The following is a 25,447-nucleotide window of genomic DNA, read 5'->3' on the forward strand; positions in this document are numbered from 1 at the left end:
GCCTTCACCTCCGAGGAATGTGCCAACTACCTCAAAAATTCAGGCTATCGAACTTAATGCCATCACGCTTTAGCATCGAACCCGGAACCTCGAGATTCCGGGTTCGTCGCTATCGCGCCGCCCCGGAATGACGAACAGTTAGCCCTTCACTTCCGCCAGCCGCGCCTTCCTGACGTCGGTCGCCTCCCACACCATCCGCTTGCCGCGCTCGCGGCCGAGCAGTTCGATCGGATCGTGATTGTCGATGTGGCCGAACTGGCCCTTGTAGACGCTGTAGCCGCACAATTCCTGCAAACGGCGCGGAAAGCGGGCCGCGGTCTCGCGCGGAATGCCGAGTTGCAGGTTCTCCTGCTGCCGCATCCAGCCCCAGCAATAGGCGCAGGAGAAGGCAAAGCGCCTGGCGTCGCTGGTGTTGGCGCCGCCGCCATGCCACAGCGCGCTGTCGAACAGCATCACGCTGCCGGCCGGCATGGTCGCGGTGACCGCGTCGTACTCCTTGCCGTATTCCGGCGACGAATCGAATTTGTGGCTGCGCGGGATGATCCGCGTCGCGCCATTGTCGTCGCGGAAATCGGACAGCGCCCAGATCGCATTGATCGTGATCGGAATGTGCGGCCGCGGCAACGGGATCAATTGGGTGTCTTCGTGAATCGGCTGCGCCTCCTGGCCGGGGCCGAGCACCAGCGAGCAGAACGACGAGAGCAGGCATTCCCTGTCCAGCACGCGTTCGACCACCGGCAGCACGTTGTCATGCAGCGGCACCTCCCAGAACAGATCGTCATAGGTCAGGAGGTTGTTGATGCGCAGCGTCTTGAAGCCTTCGAACGACGTCCTGGCAGGTGCAAGATTGTGCTCGCTCTCGATTCTCAGCACCGCCGCCTTCAACCCCTCGACCAAATCGGGCGAGGCGGCGCGCTCGATCACGGTGTATCCGTCGTCGCGGATCCGCGCGGCGTGCGATTGGATGTCGGCGTCCGTCAGCATGGCGATCTCCCCGTTGGCGCTGTGTCGCGCCTTGCGGAAAGCATAGCGGAACGACTCTAGTCCGTCACCCTGAGGAGCGCGGAACGCGCGTCTCGAAGGGTCGACAGCCCGACTGTGGCCGCGCATCCTTCGAGACGCGCCTGCGGCGCTCCTCAGGATGACGGAGCCAAGAGCTGTTAGCGTGAACTAGCGCGACTTCCAGAACTCCACGACGCGCTGCGCCGTTGACGGCATCAGGCGCACGAAATTCACCCGCGCACCTTCGATATCGGCAGGAGACGGCACGCGGTTCGGCCCGAGCCGCATCAGGATCAGGGCGCGCACGGTCGGCCATTCGAAGCCGATCGTCTTGCTGGCGATCAGGATCGGATCGTAACGGTCGCCGGAGATCAGGCGATCGAGCGTGACGATCTTCACGCCGGCCATCGCGGCGAGCGCCGCCACGCATTCCTCATATTTGAAGGCCTTTGCGAAGCCGGCCACCGCGGCCTCGTTCAATTCGCCGGCGCGATGCAGCGCCAGGATGGCGCGCTGCGCAGCCGTGAAATCGCGGCCCTCGACCTGAACGATCACGCCCTCGATCTCGTTCATCGCCAGCTTGATCTCGGCCTGGCGCTCCGGCTTGGCGACCGCATGCAGACGGCGGCGGATCACGTCGATCGAGCCGGCGAGCAGGCCCTTCAGATGCTCGGGCGGAAGATCATCGCGGCGGCCGATCCGCAGCGTCAGCACGCCGTCCTGGCCGGCGCGCCGCACCAGCGTCGCGAAGGACGCATCCGAGAACGCGGCGCCCGCATTGCCGGCCGCGCATCGGATCACATCGCGATCGCCGCGGCGGACGAGGACGTCGGTCAGCGCGGTCGAGAGCTTCGATCGCTCGGCCATCGCGAGCAGATGGCCCTGGCCCTTGGCATTGGCGATCTCGACCAACACCTTTTCGTCAATCACCGGCGATCGGCGCAGCAGCGGCCCCGCGATCGCGACCTCGTCGTCGCGCGCGAGCTGCCCGACCAGATGCCGCGGCGCGTTGCCGAGGGGCGCGAGCCGTTCGGCGAAATCGACCCGCGCAGCAAGCTCGGCATGCGGCACCAGGCTGGTCAGCACGCCGTCGAACAGGTCGATATGATCGGGGCGGAAGCTCGCGGCGCCCTGCAGGAACAGCTCGCCGAGCCGCCGCGCGGCCTCGGCGCGGCGCTTGGGGTCGCCGCGGCGAACGATGTCGTCGAGTTCCGGAATCAGCGCAGGGGCTGTCGTCATGAGCCTTGTCCAACCGGCGACTTCTGCCGATTTTCGGCAATCTATGGTCCCGTTCGTAAACGGAGGGTTAGATCAAACCGGCATCCGGGGAGCCGTAAAATCGCCTCCCGCCGGACCCGGGGGCCTTGCCGGCCCCCGGCAAAAGAGCTATATCCAGCGCAACTTATGGTATCTCATACGATCGCGTAGGAGAGTGGGCCCCCCAGGACCCGCTCTTTTTTATTACCTGACGGGACCCAACGAGGCCGGGTCCGGTTTGGGTAGCGTTAGCGGCCCCTTAAGGCCATCTGAACAACACAACAGACCTCAGCAGCCTTTAGATCTTAGACAGCCTTTGACACTGGATATGACCGAACCGACCGCCACGTCCGTGGACACCGAACTGCTCGCCGAGCCGCGTCTCGTCGTCGAGCCCGGGGTCGCGGCGCGCGTCGCCGCGGTCGCGGTCCCGGTGCTGCAGGGCATGGGCTATCGCCTGGTGCGCATCAAGGTCTCGGGCGATGCCGGCTGCACCGTGCAGATCATGGCGGAGCGGCCCGACGGCTCGATGCAGCTGGAGGATTGCGAGGCGATCTCGCGCGCGCTGTCTCCGGTGCTCGATGTCGCCGACCCGATCGAGCGCGCCTACCGGCTGGAAATCTCCTCGCCTGGCATCGACCGCCCGCTGGTGCGCCGCTCCGACTTCGAGCGCTATACCGGGCATCTCGTGAAGATCGAGATGGCGGTGGCGCATCAGGGTCGCAAGCGGTTCCGCGGCGTGCTTGCCGGCGTCGAGGGCGATGCGGTGCGCATCAGGCGTGACGATCCGCGTCCCGACGAGGACGCCGAGGTTCTGCTGGTGATGGAGGACATCTCGGACGCGCGGCTGGTCCTGACTGACGAGCTGATCGAGGAATCGATGCGCCGCGGCAAGGCCGCCGAGCGTGAGCTGCGCCGCGAGCTCGGCCTCGCGCCGCCGCAACCGGCCCACGCCAAGAAGAGCGATCCGGCGAAGAGCCAGAAGCCGAAACCCAAGCCTGGTGACAAGCCTGCTCACATGCCCGGCAAGAAGCCGGCCCCGACCAACACCAAAAAGCACCGCCTGGCGGCCGAGCGCGCGCGCCGTGGCGAGATCGATCCATCCGAAGGAGACTAAGCCATGGCAGTCAGCGCCAACAAACTCGAACTGCTGCAGATCGCAGACGCAGTTGCGCGCGAAAAGTCGATCGACCGCTCCATCGTGATCGCGGCGATGGAAGACGCCATCGCCAAGGCCGCGCGTGCCCGCTACGGCAGCGAGACCGACGTCCATGCCGAGATCGATGCCAAGAAGGGCGAGCTGCGGCTGACCCGCCACATGCTGGTGGTCGACGTCGTCGAGAACTCGTCGAACCAGATTTCGCTGCACGACGCGCAGCGCGCCAATCCGGGCGCCCAGGTCGGCGACACCATCGCCGACACGCTGCCGCCGCTGGAATATGGCCGCATCGCCGCGCAGTCGGCCAAGCAGGTGATCGTGCAGAAGGTGCGCGAGGCCGAGCGCGACCGGCAGTACCAGGAATTCAAGGACCGCATCGGCGACATCGTCAACGGCATCGTCAAGCGCGTCGAATATGGCAGCGTGATCGTCGACCTCGGCCGCGGCGAAGCGATCGTGCGCCGCGACGAGATGCTGCCGCGCGAAGTGTTCCGCAACGGCGACCGCGTCCGCGCCTATATCTTCGACGTCCGCCGCGAGACCCGCGGTCCGCAGATCTTCCTGTCGCGCACCCATCCGCAGTTCATGGCGAAGCTGTTCGCGCAGGAAGTGCCGGAGATCTACGACGGCATCGTCGAGATCAAGGCGGTCGCCCGCGATCCGGGCTCGCGCGCCAAGATCGGCGTGATCTCGCGCGATTCCTCGGTCGACCCGGTCGGCGCCTGCGTCGGCATGCGCGGCTCGCGCGTGCAGGCCGTGGTGAATGAGCTGCAGGGCGAGAAGATCGACATCATCCCGTGGTCGCCCGACATCGCGACCTTCGTCGTCAACGCGCTGGCGCCGGCCGAAGTCGCCAAGGTCGTGATCGACGAGGACCGCGAGCGCATCGAGGTCGTGGTTCCCGACACCAACAACCAGCTGTCGCTGGCGATCGGCCGCCGCGGCCAGAACGTCCGCCTCGCCTCGCAGCTGACCGGCTGGGACATCGACATCCTGACCGAGCAGGAAGAGTCGGAGCGCCGCCAGGCCGACTTCGAGAACTCGACCCGCGTGTTCATGGAAGCGCTCAATGTCGACGAGGTGGTCGGCCAGCTGCTCGCCTCCGAAGGCTTCACCTCGGTCGAGGAACTCGCGCTGGTCGACGTCAAGGAACTCGCCGGCATCGAGGGTTTCGACGAGGAGACCGCCAACGAGCTGCAGACCCGCGCCCGCGAGTATCTGGAACAGCTCGAGGCGGAACTGGAAGCCAAGCGCAAGGAACTCGGCGTCGAGGACGCCATGAAGGACGTGCCCGGCATCACCGGCAAGATGCTGGTCAAGCTCGGCGAGAACGAGGTCAAGACGGTCGAGGATCTCGCCGGCTGCGCCACCGACGATCTGGTCGGCTGGACGGAGCGCAAGGAAGGCGGCGAGCCGACCAAGCATGCCGGGTTCCTCGACGGCATCGAGATTTCGCGCGACGAGGCCGAGGCCATGATCATGCAGGCCCGTCTGAAGGCCGGCTGGATCACCGAGGCCGACCTCGCCAAGCCTGCCGAGGAGGCCGAGGCCGCCGAAGCAGAAACGACGGCTTCGTAAGGAGATGCCCGACGGATGCTGGCTCAGGCTGACCCCGATCTCGACGATGGACCGCGGACGCAGAAGTCCGCGACCACGCGGATGTGCGCGGTCAGCCGCGAGGTGCGTCCGATCGACGAGCTGATCCGGTTCGTCATTGCGCCCACGGGCGAGGTGATCCCGGATCTCAAGCGCAAGCTGCCCGGCCGCGGATTATGGGTTTCCGCATCGCGGCGCAGCGTTGCGGAAGCGGTCCGCCGTCACCAATTTAGCAAGGGATTCAAGCGCGACGTCCGCGTCGCGCCGACCCTCCCCACCGACACCGACACCCTCCTGGTGCGCAGCGTCACCGAGGCCCTGGCAATGGCCGCCAAGGCCGGTCAGGTCGTTTCGGGCTTCGGCAAGGTCGAGGACGCACTCAACCGGAACGAAACTGCAGCCCTGATCCACGCTTCCGACGGCGCAGCGGACGGAATCCGCAAATTGGACGCGATCGTCAGGCAAAGGGGCGAAAAACGTGGTGAATCGCCGGTAATCCCCGTCGTCAATGTTTTGACGTCGGAAGAATTGGATTTGGCACTTGGGCGGTCAAATGTGATACATGCTGCGCTGCTCGCGGGCCCAGCGAGCAAGACGTTCCTGTCGCGCTGCCAGATGCTGGTCCGATACCGGATGGCCGACGACGACAAGACCGCCGAAGCGGCCAGAAATTCCAGAGCGTGATCCGGGAAGGCGGACGCCGTCTTTCCGACCGGTCATGCTCAGCAAACGACGACACGTTGAAGGATTTGTGCGGCAAACGCACAGCGAAACGAGATTAGGACTGCTGAATGGTTGATACCAAGACCCCTGGCGACAAGACTTTGAGTGTCCCGAGCAAGACGTTGTCGCTGAAGCCGCGCGTCGAGACGGGCACCGTGCGCCAGAGCTTCAGCCACGGCCGGACCAAGCAGGTCGTGGTCGAGAAGCGCGGCAAGCGCCGCGTCGGTGGCGATGGCCCCGGCGAGGCGCATGCGCCGGAACCCGTGGTTGCAAAGCCGGCGGCGCCCGCCGCCAAGCCGCCGCTCGGCCGCCCCTCGGGCCCGCCTCCGGGCCAGCAACAGCGTAACACCCGCTCCGGCGTGGTGCTGCCGACGCTGACCGAGGATGAGCGTTCCGCGCGTGCCAGTGCGCTGGCCGACGCCCGTCAGCGCGATATCGAGGAACGCCGCCAGGCCGAAGAGGAAGCCAAGCGCCGCGCCGTCCGCGAGGCTGCCGAGAAGGCAGAGCGCGAGGCCGCCGAGGCCCGCCGCAAGGCGGAAGAGGAACGCCATCGCCACGAGGAAGAGGCCAAGCGCAAGGCCGAGGTCGAGGCCAAGCGCCGTTTTGGCGAAGGCGAGGCCAAGCCCGGTGCGGCGCCTGTCGCTGCTCCCGCCAAGCCTGCCGGAGCCGCACCTGCGTCTGCTCCGGCCGCCCGTGCGCCCGGCGGAGCCCGCCCGACAACGACCACGACGCCTGCTGCGCGCACGCCGGCTGCCCCGGGGCGGCCGCCGGCCGTTGCCGCCGAGGCGGACGAGGACGAAGGTCCGCGCCTGGTGCGCCGCCCCGGCGGCGCCGTGCGTCCCGTCGCGGCCCCGAAGACCACTCACAAGCCCGGTCCGCAGAAGCAGCGCGGACGCCTGACCGTCGTCACCGCGCTCAACGCCGATGACGTGCGCGAGCGCTCGATCGCCTCGTTCCGCCGCCGTACCCAGCGCCTGAAGGGTCACGCCGCAAACGAGCAGAAGGAAAAGCTGATCCGCGAAGTCGTCATTCCGGAAGCGATCGCGATCCAGGAACTCGCGAACCGGATGTCGGAGCGCGCGGTCGACGTCATCCGCATGCTGATGAAGCAGGGCGCGATGCACAAGATCACCGACGTGATCGATGCCGACACCGCACAGCTGATCGCCGAAGAACTCGGCCACACCGTCAAGCGCGTCGCCGCGTCCGACGTGGAAGAAGGCCTGTTCGACGTCGTCGACGATTCCACCGACACCGAGCCGCGTTCGCCCGTGGTCACCGTCATGGGCCATGTCGACCACGGCAAGACCTCGCTGCTCGACGCGCTGCGCCATGCCAACGTGGTGTCGGGCGAAGCCGGCGGCATCACCCAGCATATCGGCGCCTATCAGGTGCTGTCGCCCGAGAGCGGCACCAAGATCACCTTCATCGACACGCCCGGCCACGCCGCGTTCACCGCGATGCGCGCCCGCGGCGCCAAGGTCACCGACATCGTCGTGCTGGTGGTCGCGGCCGACGACGGCGTGATGCCGCAGACGATCGAAGCGATCAACCACGCCAAGGCGGCCAAGGTGCCGATGATCGTGGCGATCAACAAGATCGATAAGCCCGACGCGCGCCCCGAGCGCGTGCGCACCGAATTGCTCCAGCACGAGGTGCAGGTCGAATCGCTCGGCGGCGACGTCGTCGACGTCGAGGTCTCGGCCAAGAACAAGACCAATCTCGACCGGCTGCTCGAGATGATCGCGCTGCAGGCCGAAATCCTCGACCTGAAGACCAATTCGCAGCGTCCGGCGGAAGGCACCGTGATCGAAGCCAAGCTCGATCGCGGCCGTGGTCCAGTCGCGACCGTGCTGGTGCAGCGCGGCACGCTGCGCATCGGCGACATCATCGTGGCCGGCGCCGAAATGGGCCGTGTCCGCGCCTTGATCTCCGACCAGGGCGAGAATCTCGAAGAGGCCGGTCCGTCCGTGCCGGTCGAGGTGCTCGGCTTCAACGGTCCGCCGGAAGCCGGCGACCGTCTCGCCGTTGTCGAGAACGAAGCCCGCGCCCGCCAGGTCACGAGCTACCGCGCGCACCAGAAGCGCGAGAACGCGGCTGCCTCGATTTCCGGCATGCGCGGCTCGCTCGAGCAGATGATGTCGCAGCTGAAGACCGCGGGCCGCAAGGAGTTCCCGCTGATCGTCAAGGCCGACGTGCAGGGCTCACTGGAAGCGATCCTGGGCTCGCTCGAGAAGCTCGGCACCGACGAGGTCGCCGCCCGCATCCTGCATGCTGGCGTCGGCGGCATCTCGGAATCCGACGTCACGCTCGCGGAAGGCTTCAACGCCGCGATCATCGGCTTCTCGGTCCGAGCCAACAAGGAAGCGGCGGCCGCGGCCAAGCGCAACGGCATCGAGATCCGCTACTACAACATCATCTACGACCTCGTGGATGACATCAAAAAGGCGATGTCCGGCCTGCTCGCGCCCACGCTGCGCGAAACCATGCTGGGCAACGCGCAGATCCTGGAAGTGTTCAACATTTCCAAGGTCGGCAAGGTCGCGGGTTGCCGCGTCACCGACGGCACCGTGGAACGCGGCGCCAATGTTCGCCTGATCCGCGACAACGTGGTGGTGCACGAAGGCAAGCTGTCGACGCTGAAGCGCTTCAAGGATGAAGTGAAGGAAGTGGTCGCCGGCCAGGAGTGTGGCATGGCGTTCGAGAACTACGGCGACATGCGCGTCGGCGACGTGATCGAGTGTTACCGCATCGAGACGATCCAGCGCTCTCTGTAAGTCCAAATCTTACGAAGCGTTGGGTCCATTTAACTGAAAATGCGACTGCGTGGCCGGACTTTGGTCCGGCCACCAGCGCATTGTCTGATTGAAAGCAAAGCTAGACATTGATGCCCGCGGCCAAGGCCTGCGGGCGTGACGGTTTTGGAAGAAGGTCATGCCCCGTCAAAAGAAGAGTTCCAGCCCCGGCGGATCGCAACGTCAGCTGCGCGTCGGCGAAACGGTTCGCCATGCAGTTGCCGAGATTCTGTCACAGGGTGAGGTCCACGATCCCGATCTGGAAGGCCACATCATCACCGTTCCCGAGGTGCGTATGTCGCCGGACCTGAAGCTCGCGACGATCTATGTGATGCCGCTCGGCGGCCGCGACACCGACACGGTGATATCAGCGCTCGAGCGCAACAAGAAGTTCCTTCGCGGCGAGATCGCGCATCGCGTCAACCTGAAATTTGCACCCGACATTCGCTTCCGCGTCGACGAGCGGTTCGACGAGGCGGAGCGCATCGAGAAACTACTGCGGACACCTGCGGTGCAGCGAGACCTTGCACCCGATTCGGACGACGAGTGATGACTGTGATGACGACCAACGGCGTTATCGACGCGAAGGATGCCGACGCGCGCGACGCTGAGCGGGATGCTTTTGCCGGCCAGCGCAGCGACGATGCGCGCCGCACCAACAACGACCCGCGCCAGAAGCAGGGCAGGCAGAACCAGCAGCCGCGCCGCGACAAGCGCGACGTCCATGGCTGGGTGGTGCTCGACAAGCCGATCGGCATGACCTCGACGCAGGCGGTCGCGGTGCTCAAGCGCCTGTTCCAGGCCAAGCGCGCCGGCCATGCCGGCACGCTCGATCCGCTCGCCTCCGGCGGCTTGCCGATCGCGCTGGGCGAGGCCACCAAGACGGTGCCGTTCGTGATGGACGGCCGCAAGCGCTACCGCTTCACGGTGTGCTGGGGCGAGGAACGCGACACCGACGACACCGAGGGGCGGCCGGTCAGGACCAGCGAGAGCCGGCCGACCGCGGATTCGATCCGGGAACTTTTGCCGCGCTTCACCGGGGTGATCGAGCAGATCCCGCCGCAATATTCGGCGATCAAGGTGCAGGGCGAGCGCGCCTATGACCTGGCGCGCGACGGCGAGACCGTGGAACTGAAGCCCCGCCCGGTCGAGATCCACGAATTAACCCTTGTGGAACATGGAGATAACGGCCAATCCGTGTTCGAGGCCGAGTGCGGCAAGGGAACCTATGTCCGGGCGCTGGCCCGCGATATGGGCCGGATTCTGGGCTGTTTCGGCCATATCTGCGCCCTGCGGCGGACCCTTGTCGGTCCGTTTACCGAACGGGACATGATTCCGCTGGAACAGTTGGAGGCTTTATGCAATAGAGCCGCGTCTGGCGAGGGCAGCCTCGCCGACGCGCTTTTGCCCGTTGAGACCGCGCTGGACGACATCCCGGCACTGGCCGTCACACGGGCTGATGCGGCAAGGCTCCACAGGGGCCAGGCCGTTTTGTTGCGCGGACGGGATGCGCCCAATACCAGCGGCACAGTCTATGTCACGGTGGCAGGCCGGCTTCTCGCGCTTGCCGAGATTGGCAATGGCGAACTCATCCCCAAGCGCGTGTTCAACCTGAACGGACTGACTGCCGGTCCGGCTCGCAACAATGAAAGTAACTGACGATGTCGATTACCGCCGAACGCAAAGCGGAAGTCATCAAGACGAATGCCAACAAAGCCGGCGACACCGGCTCGCCCGAGGTTCAGGTCGCGATCCTGTCGGAACGCATCAATAACCTCACCGAGCACTTCAAGAGCCATGTGAAGGACAACCATTCCCGCCGCGGCCTCCTGAAGCTCGTGTCGACGCGTCGCTCCCTGCTTGACTACATCAAGCGCAAGGACGAGGCGCGCTACAAGGCGCTGCTCGAAAAGCACAACATCCGTCGTTGATTTGAGAAGCACGCGCGCGAGGGTTCGCGCGCGTTTCCGCATGGTCGTCCGCGAACTCGGACTTTCGAATTGCCGAAAGATGATCATGCGCAGCATGGCAATAGTGCCATGCCAACTAGCGTCCAGCAGCAATCCGGCCGCTGGACCGGGCAAGATGCCCAGATGACCGAAAGGATGGACGCCATCCGAAATCCAGGGACCATGGCAGGATCGCCGGATACTGATCGCAACCGCGTGTCAGTGTCTCGCCGTCTTGGCATGGTCTTTGTGTTTCAGGGCGCCATGCTTTGGTGAAACCATGAAAGAAGACCGAAATGTTCAATACGCATTCCGTCGAGATCGACTGGGGTGGACGTCCCCTCAAACTTGAAACCGGCAAGATCGCCCGCCAGGCCGACGGCGCCGTGATGGCGACCTACGGCGAGACCGTGGTGCTTGCCACCGTCGTCGCGGCGAAGGCACCGCGCGAAGGCGTCGACTTCCTGCCGCTCACGGTCGACTACCAGGAGAAGACCTACGCTGCCGGCCGCATTCCCGGCGGCTATTTCAAGCGCGAAGGCCGTCCGACCGAGAAGGAGACGCTGGTCTCCCGCCTGATCGACCGCCCGATCCGTCCGCTGTTCGTCGACGGCTGGCGCAACGAGACCCAGGTGATCGTCACCGTCCTGTCGCACGACATGGAGAACGATCCGGACATCGTCTCGCTGGTCGCCGCCTCCGCCGCCCTGACCCTGTCGGGCGCGCCGTTCAAGGGCCCGATCGGCGCTGCGCGCGTCGGCTTTGCCAATGACGAATACGTGCTCAACCCGACGCTCGACGAGATGACCGAGACCCAGCTCGATCTCGTCGTCGCCGGCACCGCCGACGCCGTGCTGATGGTGGAATCGGAAGCCAAGGAGCTCAACGAAGACGTGATGCTCGGCGCGGTCATGTTCGGCCACCGCCACTTCCAGCCCGTCATCAACGCGATCATCGAGCTCGCCGAGAAGGCCGCCAAGGAGCCGCGCGAAGTCACCGCGATCGACAATTCGGAGATCGAGAAGGAGATGCTCGGCATCGCCGAGCAGGAGCTCCGCAATGCCTACGCGATCCCGGTCAAGCAGGAACGCTATGCCGCGGTCGGCGCCGTCAAGGAGAAGGTGCTCGCGCACTTCTTCCCGGAAGGCCAGGAGCCGAAATACGACAAGCTGCGCGTCGCCGGCGTGTTCAAGGAACTGGAAGCCAAGATCGTTCGCTGGAACATCCTCGACACCGGCAAGCGCATCGACGGCCGCGACGCCAAGACCGTGCGCAACATCATCGCCGAAGCCGGCGTGCTGCCGCGCGCCCACGGCTCGGCGCTGTTCACCCGCGGTGAAACCCAGGCGATGGTCGTGACCACGCTGGGCACCGGCGAGGACGAGCAGTACATCGATGCACTGTCGGGGACCTACAAGGAAACGTTCCTGCTGCACTACAACTTCCCGCCCTACTCGGTCGGCGAGACCGGCCGCCTCGGCGGCACCAAGCGTCGCGAGATCGGCCACGGCAAGCTCGCCTGGCGCGCGATCCACCCGGTGCTGCCGCCGCACCACGAGTTCCCGTACACGATCCGCGTGGTCTCCGAGATCACCGAGTCGAACGGCTCGTCCTCGATGGCCTCGGTGTGCGGCGCCTCGCTGTCGCTGATGGACGCCGGCGTGCCGCTGAAGCGGCCGACCGCCGGTATCGCCATGGGCCTGATCCTCGAAGGTCAGCGTTTCGCGGTGCTGTCGGACATCCTCGGTGACGAGGATCATCTCGGCGACATGGACTTCAAGGTCGCCGGCACCGATCAGGGCATCACCTCGCTCCAGATGGACATCAAGATCGAGGGCATCACCGAGGAGATCATGAAGGTTGCGCTTGGCCAGGCCAAGGAAGGGCGCATCCACATCCTCGGCGAGATGGCCAAGGCGCTGACCGCGGCGCGCGCCGAGCTCGGCGAATACGCACCGCGCATCGAGACCTTCAAGATCGCCACCGACAAGATCCGCGAAGTGATCGGCACCGGCGGCAAGGTGATCCGCGAGATCGTCGAGAAGACCGGCGCCAAGGTCAACATCGAGGACGACGGCACCGTGAAGGTCGCCTCCAACGATGGCGAGGCGATGAAGGCTGCGATCAAGTGGATCAAGTCGATCGCCTCCGATCCGGAGGTCGGCCAGATCTACGAGGGCACCGTCGTCAAGGTGATGGAGTTCGGCGCGTTCGTGAACTTCTTCGGCGCCAAGGACGGCCTCGTCCACATCAGCCAGCTCGCGGCCAACCGCGTGCAGAAGACCTCCGACGTCGTCAAGGAAGGCGACAAGGTCAAGGTCAAGCTGCTCGGCTTCGACGATCGCGGCAAGACCCGCCTGTCGATGAAGGCCGTCGACCAGACGACCGGCGAGGACCTCGAGGCCACGCAGAAGACCGAGGCTGCGGCGCCGCGCGAAGCTGCCGGCGAGTAAGCCCAGGCCAATCGACTGGCAAATCGACTGTTACGAAAAGGGCGGCCCTCGGGCCGCCCTTTTTGGTTTGCCGAGGTCGGCCGCAAATCAATCTCCGCTGATCGGCATGCGCGGTTTTGACCCGGCATTGTGATCGGGATTCGTTGGAACCCGTTCACAACTCGGGCCTAACATCAGGATGCTTTCCCAGCACGGAGAACCACGATGTCCTCGATGTCCCGACGCCATTTGATGATCGCAGCAGGCGGCATCGCTGCAGCCGCCGCCTCGTCGCGCGCTGCGTTCGCGCAGGCCACGACGCAGGCCCCGGCCGGACCATTCAAGATCGATCCGCTGACCTATCCCACCAATGCGCTGGAGCCGCATATCGATGCCAAGACGATGGAGATCCATCACGACCGGCATCATCAGGCCTATGTCACCAACCTCAACAATTTCGCCAAGGACAATCCGCAGATCGCCGAGAAGCCGGTCGTCGAGGTACTCGCCAATCTCGGCAGCGTGCCGGACGCGATCCGCACCGGCGTGCGCAACAACATGGGCGGCCACGCCAACCACACCATGTTCTGGCAGATCATGGGACCGAACGGCGGCAAGGCGGACGGCGAGGTGCTCGCCGCGATCGATCGAGACCTCGGCGGCATGGAGAAATTCCAAACCGATTTCAACGCCGCCGGCGGGCGCGTGTTTGGCTCCGGCTGGGTGTTCGTCACCGTCACCAAGGATGGCAATCTCGCGATCGAGACGCGGCCGAACCAGGACAATCCGATCATGGACGGCAAGCGCGCGCTGCTCGGCAACGATGTCTGGGAGCACGCCTATTATCTGACCTACCAGAACCGCCGCCCCGATTATCTCAAGGCGTGGTGGAATACGGTGAACTGGAAGGCCGTGGCCGAGCGCTATGCGGCGGCGAAGGCCGGGACGCTCGGCGTGTGAGCCGCCGGGCTCGCCGGTCGCGAGGAACTGCGTTACCTTCGAAAGCTCCGCGATCGTTTCGCGGGGCTTTCACCTTTATGTATCCACAGCGTCGCACCGCCGGTGTCGAACGCCGTGAGGATCGACGATGACGCCGCCGACCATCCGCCCCGCACGCTCCGACGAACATGATGCGATCGCGCGTGCCTGGATGGCGAGCTGGGCCTCGACCGGGCTCTCGCAAGCCAGCGACAGTTTGTTGAACGATCTGCGTGCCCGCCTGCCGCGCGAGATCGCGGGTGGCTGGAGCCTGTTCGTCGCCGATGATCGCGGCAGCATCGCCGCCATGCTGGCGCTGCACCTGCCGACCTCGCTGCTCGACCAGCTGATGGTGGTCCCCGCCTATCAGGGCCGGAGCCTCGGACGTGAGCTGCTTGCCTTCGCGCGCCGGCAGATGCCCGACGAGATCTGGCTGAAATGCGTCCGCGAGAATGAGAAGGCCTGGCGCTGGTACGAGCGCGAAGGCTTTGTGTTCGAGAAGGAAGCGCCCAATCCGGTCACGGGCTTCATGATGAAGTATTATCGGTGGAAGAGAACAAACCGCCCATCGGAGGCTAAGCCATGATCAAGCTGTACTGGTCGCCGCGCTCGCGCTCGTTCTCCGCCATCTGGCTGCTGGAGGAATCCGGCCTGCCATACGAACGGGTGCTGACCGACATCAGTACCGGCGCGCAGAAATCGCCGGAGTTTCTCAAGATCAACCCGATGGGCAAGGTGCCGGCGTTGACCGACGGCGACGCGCAGCTCGCCGAGGCCGCCGCGATCTGCGCCTATATCGCCGACCGTTATCCCGAGACCAAACTTGCGCCGGCAGCGACGGACCCGAAGCGGGCGCGCTATCTGCAGTGGCTGTTCTTCTCGCCGAGCTGCATCGAGCCGGCGCTGATCCAGCTCTTCACCAAGCTCGAGGTGCCGACCAGCACCGCGGCATGGGGCAGTGCCGCGCAGGTGTTCGACGTGCTCGACGCCGAGTTGCAGAAGGGGCCGTGGATCCTCGGCGATCAATTCTCCGCCGCCGACATCGCGATCGGCGCGGGACTGAACTTTGCGGTGCGCGTGTTCAAGATGGTGCCGCCGCGGCCGTCGTTCGAGGCCTATATCGGCCGCTGCGTGGCGCGGCCCGCGTTCCAGCGCGCAGAGAAGATCGCGGCGGGGTAAGCATCGGATCTTGTAGCCCGGATGGAGCGAAGCGAAATCCGGGAAAAGTCTCTGATGTAGAAAGAGCTCTCCCGGACTACGCTTCGCTCCATCCGGGCTACTAACCTCCCCTTGAAAAGGGGAGGTCGCTTTGCTCGCCAGAGCAAAGCGGGTGGGGATCAACTCTCTCCGCTAGACTAGCAGCATCGCCTGCGGCTGACCCCCATCCCGACCTTCCCCCTTTCAGGGGGAAGGAGAAGACCGGTCTGTAACCGCTCGCGCGGTTTTCCGAACGGCTTAACCCGGGACGACGCGGGGATCGACGTCCTGCGTGTAGTCGACGCCGTCGATGCCGAAGCCGAACAGGCGGAGGAACTGGCTCTTGTACTCGCCGAGGTCCGCCAGTTCGCCGAGCGTCTCGGTGGTGAGCAGCGGCCAGCGCCGCGACACTTCCGTCTGCACTTCGGGCGAAAGCTCCCAGTCGTCGACCCTGACGCGCTGCGCGTCATCGAGCGCGACGCCCTTACCGAGCTTCGTCCGGAACAGGCGGTCGATCTGCTCGATGCAGCCTTCATGGAGACCGAGCTGCTTCATGACCTTGAACAGCACCGTGCCGTAGAGCGGCACCACCGGTATCGCCGAGCTCGCCTGGGTGACGACGGCCTTCAGCGCGACGACGCGCGCCGCGTCAGGTCCGAGCCGGCCGCGGATCGCTTCTGCCTTGCTGTCGAGATCGACCTTGGCGCGGCCGAGCGTGCCGTTCCAGTAGATCGGCCAGGTCAGCTCGCTGCCGATATAGGTGTAGTTGAGCGTCTGGAAGCCCGGCGCCAAAACGCCGGCATCCGCGAGTTGATCGATCCAGCGCTTCCAGTCGTCGCCGCCCATCACCGCGACGGTCGCCGCGGTTTGCTCCTCGCTCGCCGGTTCAAGCGTCGTCTGGAACACCTCACCGGTCTCGGTGTCGAGCGTCTTGATCTCGACCGGGGCGCCCAGCGGCTTGATCACCGAACGATAGGTCTTGCCAGTGTCGGGATCAGTCCGGACCGGCGCCGCCATGCTGTAGACCAGCAGGTCGAGCTGTCCGAATTTCTCGCGCACCCGCTCGATGAAGGTCGCCTTCAGCTCGTCGGAGAAGGCGTCGCCTTCGAGCGTGAGCGGCGAGCGTCCGATCTTCTGGGCTTCGATCTCGAAGGCACGGTTGTTGTACCAGCCGGCGCTGGCGCTTCTCTTTTCCGACGGCTCGCGCTCCAGCGACACTCCGATGGTGTCAGTGCCGCCGGCGAAGGTCGCGACGATGCGGCTCGCGAGGCCATACCCCGTCGAGCAGCCCAGCACGGCAACCCGCTTCGGGCAGTCGGCGACCGGGCCCTGCTTCAGAACATAGGCGATCTGTTCGCGGACATTCGTGGCGCAGCCGACGGGATGTGCCGTCGTGCAGATGAAGCCTCGCACGCGCGGTTCAATAATCATTCCCACCCCATTCCGGATCGTTGCACTGTTCCCATTCGCTGCCCGCGGACCTCCCTCAGCAAGCGAGGAGAGGCGAAATCACGCGTCAAGCCGCCTGAACACCAGCGTGGCGTTGGTGCCGCCGAAGCCGAACGAGTTCGACAGCACGGTGTTGAGCTTGACGTTGTCGATGCGCTTGCGCACGATCGGCATGTCAGCAAACACCGGATCGAGTTCGGTGATATGTGCGCTCTCGCAGATGAAGCCGTTGTTCAGCATCAGCAGCGAATAGATCGCTTCCTGCACGCCGGTGGCGCCGAGCGAGTGGCCGGTCAGCGCCTTGGTGGCCGAGATCGGCGGGCACTTGTCGCCGGTGCCGAACACCTTGCGGATCGCCTCGATCTCCGGCGGATCGCCGGCGGGCGTCGAAGTGGCATGCGGATTGATGTAATCGACCGGCGTGTTCACCGTCGACATCGCCATGCGCATGCAGCGCTCGGCGCCCTCGCCCGACGGCGCCACCATGTCGTAGCCGTCGGAGGTCGCGCCGTAGCCGACGACCTCGGCATAGATCCTGGCGCCGCGCGCCTTGGCGTGCTCGAGCTCTTCCAGCACCACGACACCCGCGCCGCCCGCGATGACGAAGCCGTCGCGGTTGAGGTCGTAGGGACGCGAGGCGGTGGCCGGTGTGTCGTTGTATTTCGAGGACATCGCGCCCATGGCGTCGAACAGCACCGACAGCGTCCAGTCGAGCTCCTCGCAGCCGCCGGCGAAGATGATATCCTGTTTGCCGATCTGGATCGTCTCATAGGCGTTGCCGATGCAGTGGTTCGACGTCGCGCAGGCCGAGGAGATCGAATAGTTCACGCCCTTGATCTTGAACCAGGTCGCGAGCGTCGCCGACGCGGTCGAGGACATGCCCTTCGGCACCGCGAACGGACCGACGCGCTTCGGGCCCTTGGCGCGCGCGATGTCGGCGGCCTCCACCAGCGTGCGCGTCGACGGTCCACCGGATCCCATGATGATGCCGGTGCGGATGTTGGAGACTTCATTCTCCTCGAGGCCGGAGTCGCGGATCGCCTGTTCCATCGCAACGTGATTCCAGGCCGCACCTTCGGCAAGGAACCGCATCGCGCGGCGATCGATCACCTCGGCAGGATTGAGTGTCGGCGCACCGTGCACCTGCGAACGGAAGCCGAGTTCGGCGGCCTTCTCCGCGCGCGAAATGCCCGACTTCGCCTCGTAGAGGCTCGCAAGCACTTCCTGGGTGTTGTTACCGATGGACGAGACAATACCCATCCCCGTGATGACAACCCGCCTCATGTTCGCCTCGCCCTGCCTTTATGTTGCCGCATGATGATCCTGCTCAGGATGGCGCCGTGCCCTGCTTGAACAAACCGACCTTCAAGTCCTTGGCGCGATAGATAATCTCGTCGTCCATGGAAAGCCACCCATCGGCAATTCCAAGCACGAGCTTTGACCGCATCACGCGCTTGATATCGATGTTGTACACAACCTTGCGCGCGTGCGGCAGCACCTGTCCGGAGAACTTCAGTTCGCCGAGGCCGAGCGCGCGGCCGCGACCTTCGCCACCGATCCAGCCAAGGTAAAAGCCGACCATTTGCCACATGGCATCGAGGCCGAGGCAGCCCGGCATCACCGGATCGTTCTTGAAATGACAGCCGAAGAACCAGAGATCCGGCTTCACTTCGAGCTCGGCGCGCACCAGCCCCTTGCCGTATTCGCCGCCGGTTTGCGAAATCTCGCTGATGCGATCGAACATCAGCATCGGCGGCAGCGGCAACTGGGCGTTGCCGGGACCGAAAAGCTCGCCCCGCCCGCAAGCCAGCAAATCCTCGTATTCGTAACCGCCGCGCCGATCCAGCATCCTCTTTCCACCTCTGATGTCCCGATGAAGCGCTTTGCTTGGTCGGACCTTGATCTACCCACGGGAACCGGAATAACCCGTCCCGCATCTTGGCGCTACCTGGGTACGCTACGGCCTGTTATCTCTGCCGAAAGCGCATATGTGGTCCGCGCGCTCTCTAACATACGGCTAACTGGGCGGCAAAGCGGCATTCCGATGATAAATGACCGCTTCTCCTTAGGTTTCTACCGCAGCTTGGATTCGTTCTAGTTGCGAAAAACTTGCATCTGATAGGCATCCTTTTTATATTTATGAGGAATATTGCCTGAGTTGGGTGCATAGAGTGGATATGAACGAGGAAGTACCGGCTGTGAACGATGATGCCGTGCACCCGGCCGCCCGGGGCGCTGGGCACCACCCTGCCCTGACCGGCTGTCCGTGGCATGACGTCAACGAAATGTTGCAGTCTGCCGGTCTGCGGCCGACCCGCCAGCGCATGGCGCTGGGCTGGCTGCTGTTCGGCAAGGGTGCCCGCCACCTGACCGCTGAAATGCTGTACGAGGAAGCCACGCTGGCCAAGGTTCCGGTGTCGCTGGCGACCGTCTATAACACCCTGAACCAGCTGACCGATGCCGGCCTGCTGCGCCAGGTCAGCGTCGACGGCACGAAAACCTATTTCGACACCAACGTGTCGACGCACCACCACTTCTATCTCGAGCACAACCACGAGCTGGTCGACATTCCCGACCCGAACCTCGTGCTGTCGAAAATGCCCGACGTGCCCGAAGGCTACGAGATCTCCCGCGTCGACATGGTGGTGCGGCTGCGCAAGAAGCGCTGAGTTCTGTCGTCCCTGCGAAAGCAGGGACCCATAACCACAAATCTTGGTTGCTGGCTAAAGACGTCTCCTACCGCGAGCCAACGATAAATCACGCGGTATGGGTCCCTGCTTTCGCAGGGACGACAAAGCTCAGTCCACCTTCTCGTCGGCGTAGACGCCCCAGAGGCGCTGCTGCTCGATCCAGCCGTCGAACCCGTTGCCGGTGACCCGGCACCAGTTGTTGGCGCATTTCTTCACCTGCGCGACGACACCGGCCTGCAGGCGCGCCGCGACGGCGCTGGTGGCGTCGGGACGATCGTACAGCGAGGCCAGATCGTCCTTGTTCTTCATGGTGACGACGGCGGTGCGGCGGCCGGACAGCAGGGAGTGATAGACCCAGCCTTCGGCGCCCTCGGAATCGCGCACCCGGCGCCAGTTCTCGAACTCGGCGGTGATTTCGACCGGCAGCCCCGACCGCGTGTAGACCCAGGCGACGTCATTGTCCTTGGTCGGGCCGGCCCGGACGTTCACATGATCCGACTTCAGGCTGACATAGCGCGGGATCGGCAGGCCGCTGGTGGTGGGGCTCAAATCCTTGGCGGAATGTCCGGGCATGACCGAGGCACTCAGCATGCTTCCGACCAGCGCCACCAATGAACTGAAACGCCAGAACGCCACCATCAACTCGTCTCCTGCCGAGATGCCCAACCCGCATTCGGCGCACTGCAACCCCAACCACGCCCGAAGGCCCCTGCGCCTGCGACCGTTCGCTCCCGCACTGCAAGTCCGGGGGGTTCTTGTCTTGGCCCGGCCTTCTGCTAGAGAGGACGGAACGCCTGAGAGCCAGAACACCCGAATTTCCCGTTGTTTCGCCTTGGCGAAAAGCCGGGGCAAGTATCGGGGAACCCTAGGAAACGCGAAGGAAACGCCGGGACAGCACGGCTATCAGCAGTGTCGAACAACCGGGTTAATGAGGCCTGAACGGTTTGTTTTTTGGCAAGCCGCGCGCCTCATGAAAGCAGGACATGTCGGTGAAGAAAAAGCCTCTCGTCGTCGTCACCCGCAAGCTGCCGGACTCGATCGAGACCCGGATGCGCGAGCTGTTCGACGCCAGATTGAATCTCGACGACACGCCGATGACGCCGGAGCAGATCGCCGAGGCGGCGCGAACCGCCGACGTGCTGGTGCCGACCGTGACCGACATGATCCGCGAGGACGTGATCAATCAGCCCGACTGCAAGCTGAAGATGATCGCCAATTTCGGCAACGGCGTCGACAATATCGACGTCGCCGCGGCGCATGCGCGCGGCATCACGGTGACCAACACCCCGAAGGTGCTGACCGAGGACACCGCCGACATGACCATGGCGCTGATCCTTGCGGTGCCGCGCCGCATGATCGAGGGCGCCTCGATCCTGACCGAAGGCAAGCAGCACTGGGCTGGCTGGTCGCCGACCTGGATGCTCGGCCACCGCATCGGTGGAAAGAGGCTCGGCATCGTCGGCATGGGCCGCATCGGCCAGGCCGTGGCGCGCCGTGCCCGCGCCTTCGGCCTGCAGATCCACTATCACAACCGCCGCCCGGTGGCGCCTATGATCGCCGAAGAGCTCGGGGCGACCTATTGGGAAAGCCTCGACCAGATGCTGGCGCGGATGGACATCATCTCGGTGAACTGCCCGCACACGCCGGCGACCTATCATCTGCTCTCGGCGCGGCGGCTCAAGCTGATCCGCAAAGAGGCCTATGTCGTCAACACCGCGCGCGGCGAGGTGATCGACGAGGACACGCTGATCAAGCTGATCGAAGCCGGCGAGATCGGCGGCGCAGCTCTCGACGTCTATGAGCACGAGCCCGCGGTGAACCCCAAGCTGGTGCGGCTCGCCAGGGCCGGCAAGGTGACGCTGCTGCCGCATATGGGCTCGGCCACCATCGAAGGCCGCGTCGAGATGGGCGAGAAGGTGATCATCAACATCCGAACCTTCCTCGACGCCCACAAGCCGCCGGATCGCGTGCTGCCGAGCATGCTGTAAGTGCTCGCAGCCGGGATTACGCCGCGCTCCATCTCCGCCACGCAGCTCCAACCTCCCCTTGAAAAGGGGAGGTCGCTTTGCTCGAAGAGCAAAGCGGGTGGGGATCATCTCTCTCCACGAGCGACGGTGCGTGTGGCTGACCCCCATCCCGACCTTCCCCCTTTCAGGGGGAAGGGGAAGAGAGATTTGCGGCCCGGATGAGAGGCGAGCTGCCAAAATATCGAAAACAACCCCATGCAAAGTAGCCGGTGCGGCCGGCAAGGCGCATGCTGCGATCACGCATTCGGTGTCGTCCCTGCGAAAGCAGGGACCCATAACCACCGATGTTCATGGTTGGACTGAGCTGGAGCTCCAGCCTTCGCAATCGTGAGAGCTGTGGTTATGGGTCCCGGCTTTCGCCGGGACGACGATGTGGTGAGAGCTCGACCTATCTCTTCCGCCGTGCCTGCTTGCGCCAGTCGGCGACGAACGACACGAACGCGGCGAGCGCGGGCGGCGGCTGACGGCGGCTCGGATAATAGAGGAACGGTCCGTCGAACGGCGGGCACCAGTCGTCGAGCACGCTGACCAGCGCGCCGGACTTCACGCCGTAGCGGACATAGCCCTCGAACGTCGCCCAGTAGCCGACGCCGTCATGGACCGCGCGCAGCGCAAGGCCGAGATGCGTCGCGGTCAGCTTGGCCGGCGGCGAAATCTTCACCACGCGGCCATTCTTCTCGAATTCCCAATCGAACATCACGCCGTTGCTGAAGCGGCTGCGGATGCAGGGGTGCGCCAGCAGATCCTTCGGATGCATCGGCCGGCCGTGCTTTGCGACATACTCACTGGACGCCACGATCGCGTAACGTTGCGGCGCGCCGAGCGGGACCGCGACCATGTCCTGTGCCAGGTGCTCGCCGTAACGCACGCCGGCGTCAAAGCCCTGCGCGACGATGTCGACGAACGCACTCTCCGCGACGACGTCGAGGTCGACCCGCGGATATCTGGCGAGGAACGGCGCGATCATCGGCGCCAGCACGAGATCGACCGCAGGCGGCGGCGCGTTGATGCGCAACCGCCCCGACGGCTCGGCGCGCAGGCCGCGCACCTCCGTGATCGCATCGGCGACGTTGACCATGGCCGGCGCGACGCGGGCGAGCAGCAGTTCGCCGGCCTCGGTCAGCGCGACACTGCGGGTGGTGCGGTTCATCAGGCGGACGCCGAGCCGCTCCTCCATGTCGCGCAGGCGCTGGCTGAGGCTGGAGACCGAGACGCGCTGCTCGAGCGCGGCACGCCGGAAATTGCGCGTGCGCGCCACCGCCACGAAGGCGTCGAGGTCGCGAAGGTCGAAATCCTGCATTGTTCGGTATAGTGAACAAGCTATTCGCGATTGTCCAGCTTATCGGCGAAAGCTGGCCGGCCCATATCACCTCGGCATCTGGCGACGGATCCTCCGCCGCAAACGTTCGAGGAACATCCACATGGACACACGCAAACTCGGCTCAACCGGGCCCACCGTCTCGGCCCTCGGCCTCGGCTGCATGGGCATGTCCGAGGTCTATGGCCCGGCCGATCGCGGCGAGAGCATCGCCACGGTGCATGCGGCGCTCGATGCCGGCATCACGCTGCTGGATACCGGCGACTTCTACGCCATGGGCCACAACGAGATGCTGGTGCAGGAAGCCCTGAAGGACATCGCGCGCGACCGGCTGCAGATCAGCGTCAAGTTCGGCGCGCTCCGCGGCCCCGCGGGTGAATTCGCCGGAATGGACACCCGGCCGGCCGCGACGAAGAATTTCCTCGCCTATTCGCTGCAACGTCTCGGCACCGACTACATCGACATCTACCGCCCGGCGCGTCTTGATCCCAACGTTCCGATCGAGGAGACGATCGGCGGCCTCGCCGATCTGGTGAAGTCCGGCTACATCAGACATATCGGCCTGTCCGAGGTCGGCTCCGACACCATCCGCCGTGCGCATGCCGTGCATCCGATCGTCGATCTCCAGATCGAGTACTCGCTGATCGAGCGTGGCATCGAGCGCGACATCCTGGCGACCTGCCGCGAGCTCGGCATCGGCATCACGGCCTACGGCGTGCTGGCGCGCGGACTTATCAGCGGCCACTGGTCGAAGGAGTCCGGCAAGGTCGGCAGGGACTACCGGCTGATGACGCCGCGCTTCCAGGGCGCGAACCTCGATGCCAATCTCGCGCTGGTGGAGCAGTTGCGCGCCATTGCCGCCGAGATCGGAGCAACGCCGGCGCAGGTCGCGATCGCCTGGGTCGCGGCGCAGGGCAAGGAGATCGTGCCGCTGGTCGGCGCCCGCACCCGCAACCGTCTCACCGAAGCGCTCGGCGCGATCAAGCTGACGCTGACGCAGGCTCATCTCGCAGCGCTGGCGAAAGCCTTCCCGCCGGATATCGCTGCCGGCACGCGCTATGCCGCCGAGCAGATGGCGCATCTCGACAGCGAGAAGCCGGCCACCAGGTAACGGCAGTACTCAGGTGCGATGGGCACCGAGGTCAGCGATGACAGGCCCATCGCCATTGAGCGGGTTCTGCGGATCGCGCGCGTAGCGCAGGGTTTCGAACCGCATCGCGCGCGCATCCACCATCAGGAGCCGGCCGACCAGGCCCTCGCCGAAACCGACGATCTCGCGGATCGCCTCCAGCGCCATCATCGATCCCAGGACGCCGGCGAGCGCCCCCATCACGCCGGCCTCGGCGCAGGCCGGCACCGTGCCCGGCGGCGGCGCCTCCGGAAACAGGCAGCGATAGGTCGGGTTGAATTCGCCGTCCGCATTCTTCTCATGCGCGCGGATCGTGGTCAGCGAACCGTCGAACTGGCCCAGCGCCGCCGTGATCAGCGGCCGCTTCGCGAGGAAGCAGGCATCGGCGACGAGATAGCGGGTCTCGAAATTGTCGGAGCCGTCGAGCACGAGATCGTAACTCGCGACCAGCGCCATCGCATTGTCGGCGGTGAGCCGCATTGGATGCGCCTCGAACGTGACATGCGGATTGAGCGCATGGATCTGCGCCGCCGCGCTGTCGACCTTGCGCTTGCCAATGTCAGACGTCGCATGGATGATCTGGCGCTGCAGGTTGGAGAGCGAGACGATATCGTCATCGATCACGCCGAGCCGGCCGACGCCGGCGGCGGCCAGATACATCAGCACCGGCGCGCCGAGGCCGCCGGCGCCGATCACCAGCACCGACGCTTTTTTCAGCGCATTCTGGCCGGGGCCGCCCACCTCGCGCAGCACGATATGGCGGGCATAGCGTTCAAGTTCGTCGGCACTCAGCATCGTCTCATCTATCCTACCCGTGACCCTCATGGTGAGGAGCGCGGCACGCGCGTCTCGAACCATGAGGCCCGGTCCGTGGCCTCATCCTTCGAGACGCGGCTGACGCCGCTCCTCAGGATGAGGGTTGACGCGCTCCCTGAACCGGAGCGCGGTTGTTGCCGACCAAGCAGATGTGCTTAATTGCCTGGACGTCAATGGTGTCAGTCATTCCCCCCGGATTTGTCATGAGATCGGTGCTTTCGGCAACATTGATGGCCGCTGCCATGGGCATGGCGCAGGCCCAGATGACCCCGCCCTCGACGGCGGGGGCGAAGCCGAAGACCGTGACGACGGTGCCGATCCGCCCCGCTTTGCAGAAGCCGGAGGATACCGCGGGCGCGATGGCGCAGGCCGAACGGCTGGCGCTGCAATCGGACCTCGCCTGGGTCGGCGAATATAACGGCGCGATTACCGGCGACGTCAGCGAGCGCATGGTCAATGCGATCAAGGAATTCCAGAAGAAGCGCGGCGGCAAGCCGACCGGCGTGCTGAACCCGCAGGAGCGCGGCGTGCTCGCCGACACGGCGCGGCGGAAGCAGGAGGCTGTCGGCTGGCGGATCGTCACCGAGCCGGCCACCGGGGCGCGGCTCGGCATTCCGACCAAGCTGGTGCCGCAGATCAACAGCGACGCCTCCGGGTCCAAATGGACCTCGCCGACCGGCACTGTCCAGGTGCTGCTGACCCGGCGCAAGGAAGCGAGCCCGACCACCGCAAAGCTTGCCGAGCAGGAAAAGAAGGAACCGGCCGGCCGCACCATCGACTATACCGTGGTGAAGCCGGATTTCTTCGTGCTGTCGGGCATGCAGGGGCTGAAGAAGTTCTATCTGCGCGGCACCTTGAAGGGCGACGAGATCCGCATCCTCACCATCCTCTATGACCAGGCGATGCAAACCAGCATCGAGCCGGTGGTGA

The 25,447-nt window shown here is 65.1% G+C and carries 23 protein-coding genes; 15 read left to right on the top strand and 8 right to left on the bottom strand.

Going from position 1 to position 25,447, the window contains the following annotated elements; translation table 11 throughout:
- Positions 1-138 precede the first annotated feature (138 nt).
- Positions 139-984 (bottom strand): phytanoyl-CoA dioxygenase family protein, encoded by an 846-nt coding sequence (locus PMN64_RS32050; RefSeq protein WP_411783576.1) that lies wholly within the window; start codon positions 982-984, stop codon positions 139-141.
- 186 nt (positions 985-1,170) lie between these two features.
- A complete protein-coding gene (locus tag PMN64_RS32055) occupies positions 1,171-2,241 on the bottom strand; it encodes a DUF2336 domain-containing protein (protein WP_411783577.1) in 1,071 nt (356 codons plus the stop codon).
- 346 nt (positions 2,242-2,587) lie between these two features.
- Here PMN64_RS32055 and rimP point away from each other — a divergent pair, with 346 nt between their 5' ends.
- The 11 genes from rimP to PMN64_RS32110 all read left to right on the top strand — a co-directional run bounded on the left by rimP (position 2,588) and on the right by PMN64_RS32110 (position 15,070).
- Complete coding sequence (gene rimP / locus PMN64_RS32060; RefSeq protein ID WP_304497883.1) at positions 2,588-3,376, top strand: ribosome maturation factor RimP; 789 nt, start codon at positions 2,588-2,590, stop codon at positions 3,374-3,376.
- Between the two features lie 3 nt (positions 3,377-3,379).
- Positions 3,380-4,996 (top strand): transcription termination factor NusA, encoded by a 1,617-nt coding sequence (gene nusA / locus PMN64_RS32065; protein WP_212057943.1) that lies wholly within the window; start codon positions 3,380-3,382, stop codon positions 4,994-4,996.
- 15 nt (positions 4,997-5,011) lie between these two features.
- Complete coding sequence (locus tag PMN64_RS32070; RefSeq protein WP_028343911.1) at positions 5,012-5,698, top strand: RNA-binding protein; 687 nt, start codon at positions 5,012-5,014, stop codon at positions 5,696-5,698.
- 107 nt (positions 5,699-5,805) lie between these two features.
- Positions 5,806-8,514, top strand: a complete 2,709-nt coding sequence (gene infB / locus PMN64_RS32075) for a translation initiation factor IF-2 (RefSeq protein WP_304497884.1) — start codon at positions 5,806-5,808, stop codon at positions 8,512-8,514.
- Positions 8,515-8,671: 157 nt separating this feature from the next.
- Positions 8,672-9,082 carry a 30S ribosome-binding factor RbfA gene (gene rbfA, locus PMN64_RS32080; RefSeq protein WP_028343913.1) on the top strand — a complete coding sequence of 137 codons (411 nt, stop codon included), beginning with the start codon at positions 8,672-8,674 and terminating at the stop codon, positions 9,080-9,082.
- Entirely contained in the window at positions 9,082-10,191 is a 1,110-nt protein-coding gene (gene truB / locus PMN64_RS32085; RefSeq protein WP_304500434.1) for a tRNA pseudouridine(55) synthase TruB, read from the top strand. Before rbfA ends, truB begins: the two co-directional genes overlap by 1 nt.
- 2 nt (positions 10,192-10,193) lie before the next feature.
- A complete protein-coding gene (gene rpsO, locus PMN64_RS32090; RefSeq protein WP_016844725.1) occupies positions 10,194-10,463 on the top strand; it encodes a 30S ribosomal protein S15 in 270 nt (89 codons plus the stop codon).
- A gap of 314 nt (positions 10,464-10,777) precedes the next feature.
- Complete coding sequence (pnp, locus tag PMN64_RS32095) at positions 10,778-12,934, top strand: polyribonucleotide nucleotidyltransferase (RefSeq protein ID WP_411783578.1); 2,157 nt, start codon at positions 10,778-10,780, stop codon at positions 12,932-12,934.
- A 204-nt stretch (positions 12,935-13,138) separates the two neighbouring features.
- Entirely contained in the window at positions 13,139-13,873 is a 735-nt protein-coding gene (locus PMN64_RS32100; RefSeq protein ID WP_028343917.1) for a superoxide dismutase, read from the top strand.
- A gap of 127 nt (positions 13,874-14,000) precedes the next feature.
- The gene (locus PMN64_RS32105) at positions 14,001-14,477 is read left to right on the top strand and encodes a GNAT family N-acetyltransferase (RefSeq protein ID WP_411783579.1); all 477 of its coding nucleotides are present in this window, start codon (positions 14,001-14,003) and stop codon (positions 14,475-14,477) included.
- Entirely contained in the window at positions 14,474-15,070 is a 597-nt protein-coding gene (locus PMN64_RS32110; protein ID WP_411783580.1) for a glutathione S-transferase family protein, read from the top strand. The genes PMN64_RS32105 and PMN64_RS32110 overlap by 4 nt, the downstream gene beginning before the upstream one ends.
- Before the next feature lie 276 nt (positions 15,071-15,346).
- On the opposite strand, the gene fabV is transcribed toward PMN64_RS32110, so the two are convergent.
- The 3 genes from fabV to fabA all read right to left on the bottom strand — a co-directional run bounded on the left by fabV (position 15,347) and on the right by fabA (position 18,386).
- The gene (gene fabV, locus PMN64_RS32115) at positions 15,347-16,519 is read right to left on the bottom strand and encodes an enoyl-ACP reductase FabV (RefSeq protein WP_411783581.1); all 1,173 of its coding nucleotides are present in this window, start codon (positions 16,517-16,519) and stop codon (positions 15,347-15,349) included.
- Between the two features lie 78 nt (positions 16,520-16,597).
- Entirely contained in the window at positions 16,598-17,821 is a 1,224-nt protein-coding gene (gene fabB / locus PMN64_RS32120) for a beta-ketoacyl-ACP synthase I (protein WP_028343921.1), read from the bottom strand.
- Positions 17,822-17,864: 43 nt separating this feature from the next.
- A complete protein-coding gene (gene fabA / locus PMN64_RS32125) occupies positions 17,865-18,386 on the bottom strand; it encodes a 3-hydroxyacyl-[acyl-carrier-protein] dehydratase FabA (protein ID WP_028343922.1) in 522 nt (173 codons plus the stop codon).
- Between the two features lie 328 nt (positions 18,387-18,714).
- On the opposite strand from fabA, the gene irrA reads away from it, so the two are divergent.
- On the top strand, positions 18,715-19,206 hold the full coding sequence (irrA, locus tag PMN64_RS32130) for an iron response transcriptional regulator IrrA (RefSeq protein WP_026192029.1): 492 nt from the start codon (positions 18,715-18,717) through the stop codon (positions 19,204-19,206).
- Positions 19,207-19,335: 129 nt separating this feature from the next.
- Here the strand turns inward: irrA and PMN64_RS32135 are convergent, their stop codons facing one another.
- The gene (locus PMN64_RS32135; RefSeq protein WP_028343923.1) at positions 19,336-19,863 is read right to left on the bottom strand and encodes an SH3 domain-containing protein; all 528 of its coding nucleotides are present in this window, start codon (positions 19,861-19,863) and stop codon (positions 19,336-19,338) included.
- A gap of 347 nt (positions 19,864-20,210) precedes the next feature.
- On the opposite strand from PMN64_RS32135, the gene PMN64_RS32140 reads away from it, so the two are divergent.
- Positions 20,211-21,215: a 2-hydroxyacid dehydrogenase gene (locus tag PMN64_RS32140; RefSeq protein WP_411783582.1), complete on the top strand. Its 1,005-nt coding sequence runs from the start codon at positions 20,211-20,213 to the stop codon at positions 21,213-21,215.
- A gap of 427 nt (positions 21,216-21,642) precedes the next feature.
- Here PMN64_RS32140 and PMN64_RS32145 read toward each other — a convergent pair whose 3' ends face one another.
- Positions 21,643-22,554 carry a LysR family transcriptional regulator gene (locus PMN64_RS32145; RefSeq protein ID WP_028341678.1) on the bottom strand — a complete coding sequence of 304 codons (912 nt, stop codon included), beginning with the start codon at positions 22,552-22,554 and terminating at the stop codon, positions 21,643-21,645.
- Between the two features lie 121 nt (positions 22,555-22,675).
- Here PMN64_RS32145 and PMN64_RS32150 point away from each other — a divergent pair, with 121 nt between their 5' ends.
- A complete protein-coding gene (locus PMN64_RS32150; RefSeq protein ID WP_411783583.1) occupies positions 22,676-23,683 on the top strand; it encodes an aldo/keto reductase in 1,008 nt (335 codons plus the stop codon).
- A gap of 9 nt (positions 23,684-23,692) precedes the next feature.
- Here the strand turns inward: PMN64_RS32150 and PMN64_RS32155 are convergent, their stop codons facing one another.
- Positions 23,693-24,496, bottom strand: coding sequence for a HesA/MoeB/ThiF family protein (locus tag PMN64_RS32155; RefSeq protein ID WP_411783584.1), 804 nt, complete (start codon positions 24,494-24,496; stop codon positions 23,693-23,695).
- Positions 24,497-24,720: 224 nt separating this feature from the next.
- Between PMN64_RS32155 and PMN64_RS32160 the strand changes: the two genes are divergently transcribed.
- Positions 24,721-25,447 (top strand): peptidoglycan-binding domain-containing protein (locus PMN64_RS32160; protein WP_411783585.1); only part of this gene is annotated, 727 nt, incomplete at its 3' end.

Origin of the sequence: Bradyrhizobium sp. UFLA01-814 (assembly GCF_046718885.1) — a bacterium.
GTDB lineage: Bacteria > Pseudomonadota > Alphaproteobacteria > Rhizobiales > Xanthobacteraceae > Bradyrhizobium > Bradyrhizobium elkanii.

Coding starts and splice junctions, on each gene's coding strand:
- PMN64_RS32050 (WP_411783576.1), bottom strand. CDS start 984: ATGCTGACGGACGCCGACATCCAATCGCACGCCGCGCGGATCCGCGAC.
- PMN64_RS32055 (WP_411783577.1), bottom strand. CDS start 2,241: ATGACGACAGCCCCTGCGCTGATTCCGGAACTCGACGACATCGTTCGC.
- rimP (WP_304497883.1), top strand. CDS start 2,588: ATGACCGAACCGACCGCCACGTCCGTGGACACCGAACTGCTCGCCGAG.
- nusA (WP_212057943.1), top strand. CDS start 3,380: ATGGCAGTCAGCGCCAACAAACTCGAACTGCTGCAGATCGCAGACGCA.
- PMN64_RS32070 (WP_028343911.1), top strand. CDS start 5,012: ATGCTGGCTCAGGCTGACCCCGATCTCGACGATGGACCGCGGACGCAG.
- infB (WP_304497884.1), top strand. CDS start 5,806: ATGGTTGATACCAAGACCCCTGGCGACAAGACTTTGAGTGTCCCGAGC.
- rbfA (WP_028343913.1), top strand. CDS start 8,672: ATGCCCCGTCAAAAGAAGAGTTCCAGCCCCGGCGGATCGCAACGTCAG.
- truB (WP_304500434.1), top strand. CDS start 9,082: ATGACTGTGATGACGACCAACGGCGTTATCGACGCGAAGGATGCCGAC.
- rpsO (WP_016844725.1), top strand. CDS start 10,194: ATGTCGATTACCGCCGAACGCAAAGCGGAAGTCATCAAGACGAATGCC.
- pnp (WP_411783578.1), top strand. CDS start 10,778: ATGTTCAATACGCATTCCGTCGAGATCGACTGGGGTGGACGTCCCCTC.
- PMN64_RS32100 (WP_028343917.1), top strand. CDS start 13,139: ATGTCCTCGATGTCCCGACGCCATTTGATGATCGCAGCAGGCGGCATC.
- PMN64_RS32105 (WP_411783579.1), top strand. CDS start 14,001: ATGACGCCGCCGACCATCCGCCCCGCACGCTCCGACGAACATGATGCG.
- PMN64_RS32110 (WP_411783580.1), top strand. CDS start 14,474: ATGATCAAGCTGTACTGGTCGCCGCGCTCGCGCTCGTTCTCCGCCATC.
- fabV (WP_411783581.1), bottom strand. CDS start 16,519: ATGATTATTGAACCGCGCGTGCGAGGCTTCATCTGCACGACGGCACAT.
- fabB (WP_028343921.1), bottom strand. CDS start 17,821: ATGAGGCGGGTTGTCATCACGGGGATGGGTATTGTCTCGTCCATCGGT.
- fabA (WP_028343922.1), bottom strand. CDS start 18,386: ATGCTGGATCGGCGCGGCGGTTACGAATACGAGGATTTGCTGGCTTGC.
- irrA (WP_026192029.1), top strand. CDS start 18,715: ATGAACGAGGAAGTACCGGCTGTGAACGATGATGCCGTGCACCCGGCC.
- PMN64_RS32140 (WP_411783582.1), top strand. CDS start 20,211: ATGTCGGTGAAGAAAAAGCCTCTCGTCGTCGTCACCCGCAAGCTGCCG.
- PMN64_RS32145 (WP_028341678.1), bottom strand. CDS start 22,554: ATGCAGGATTTCGACCTTCGCGACCTCGACGCCTTCGTGGCGGTGGCG.
- PMN64_RS32150 (WP_411783583.1), top strand. CDS start 22,676: ATGGACACACGCAAACTCGGCTCAACCGGGCCCACCGTCTCGGCCCTC.
- PMN64_RS32155 (WP_411783584.1), bottom strand. CDS start 24,496: ATGCTGAGTGCCGACGAACTTGAACGCTATGCCCGCCATATCGTGCTG.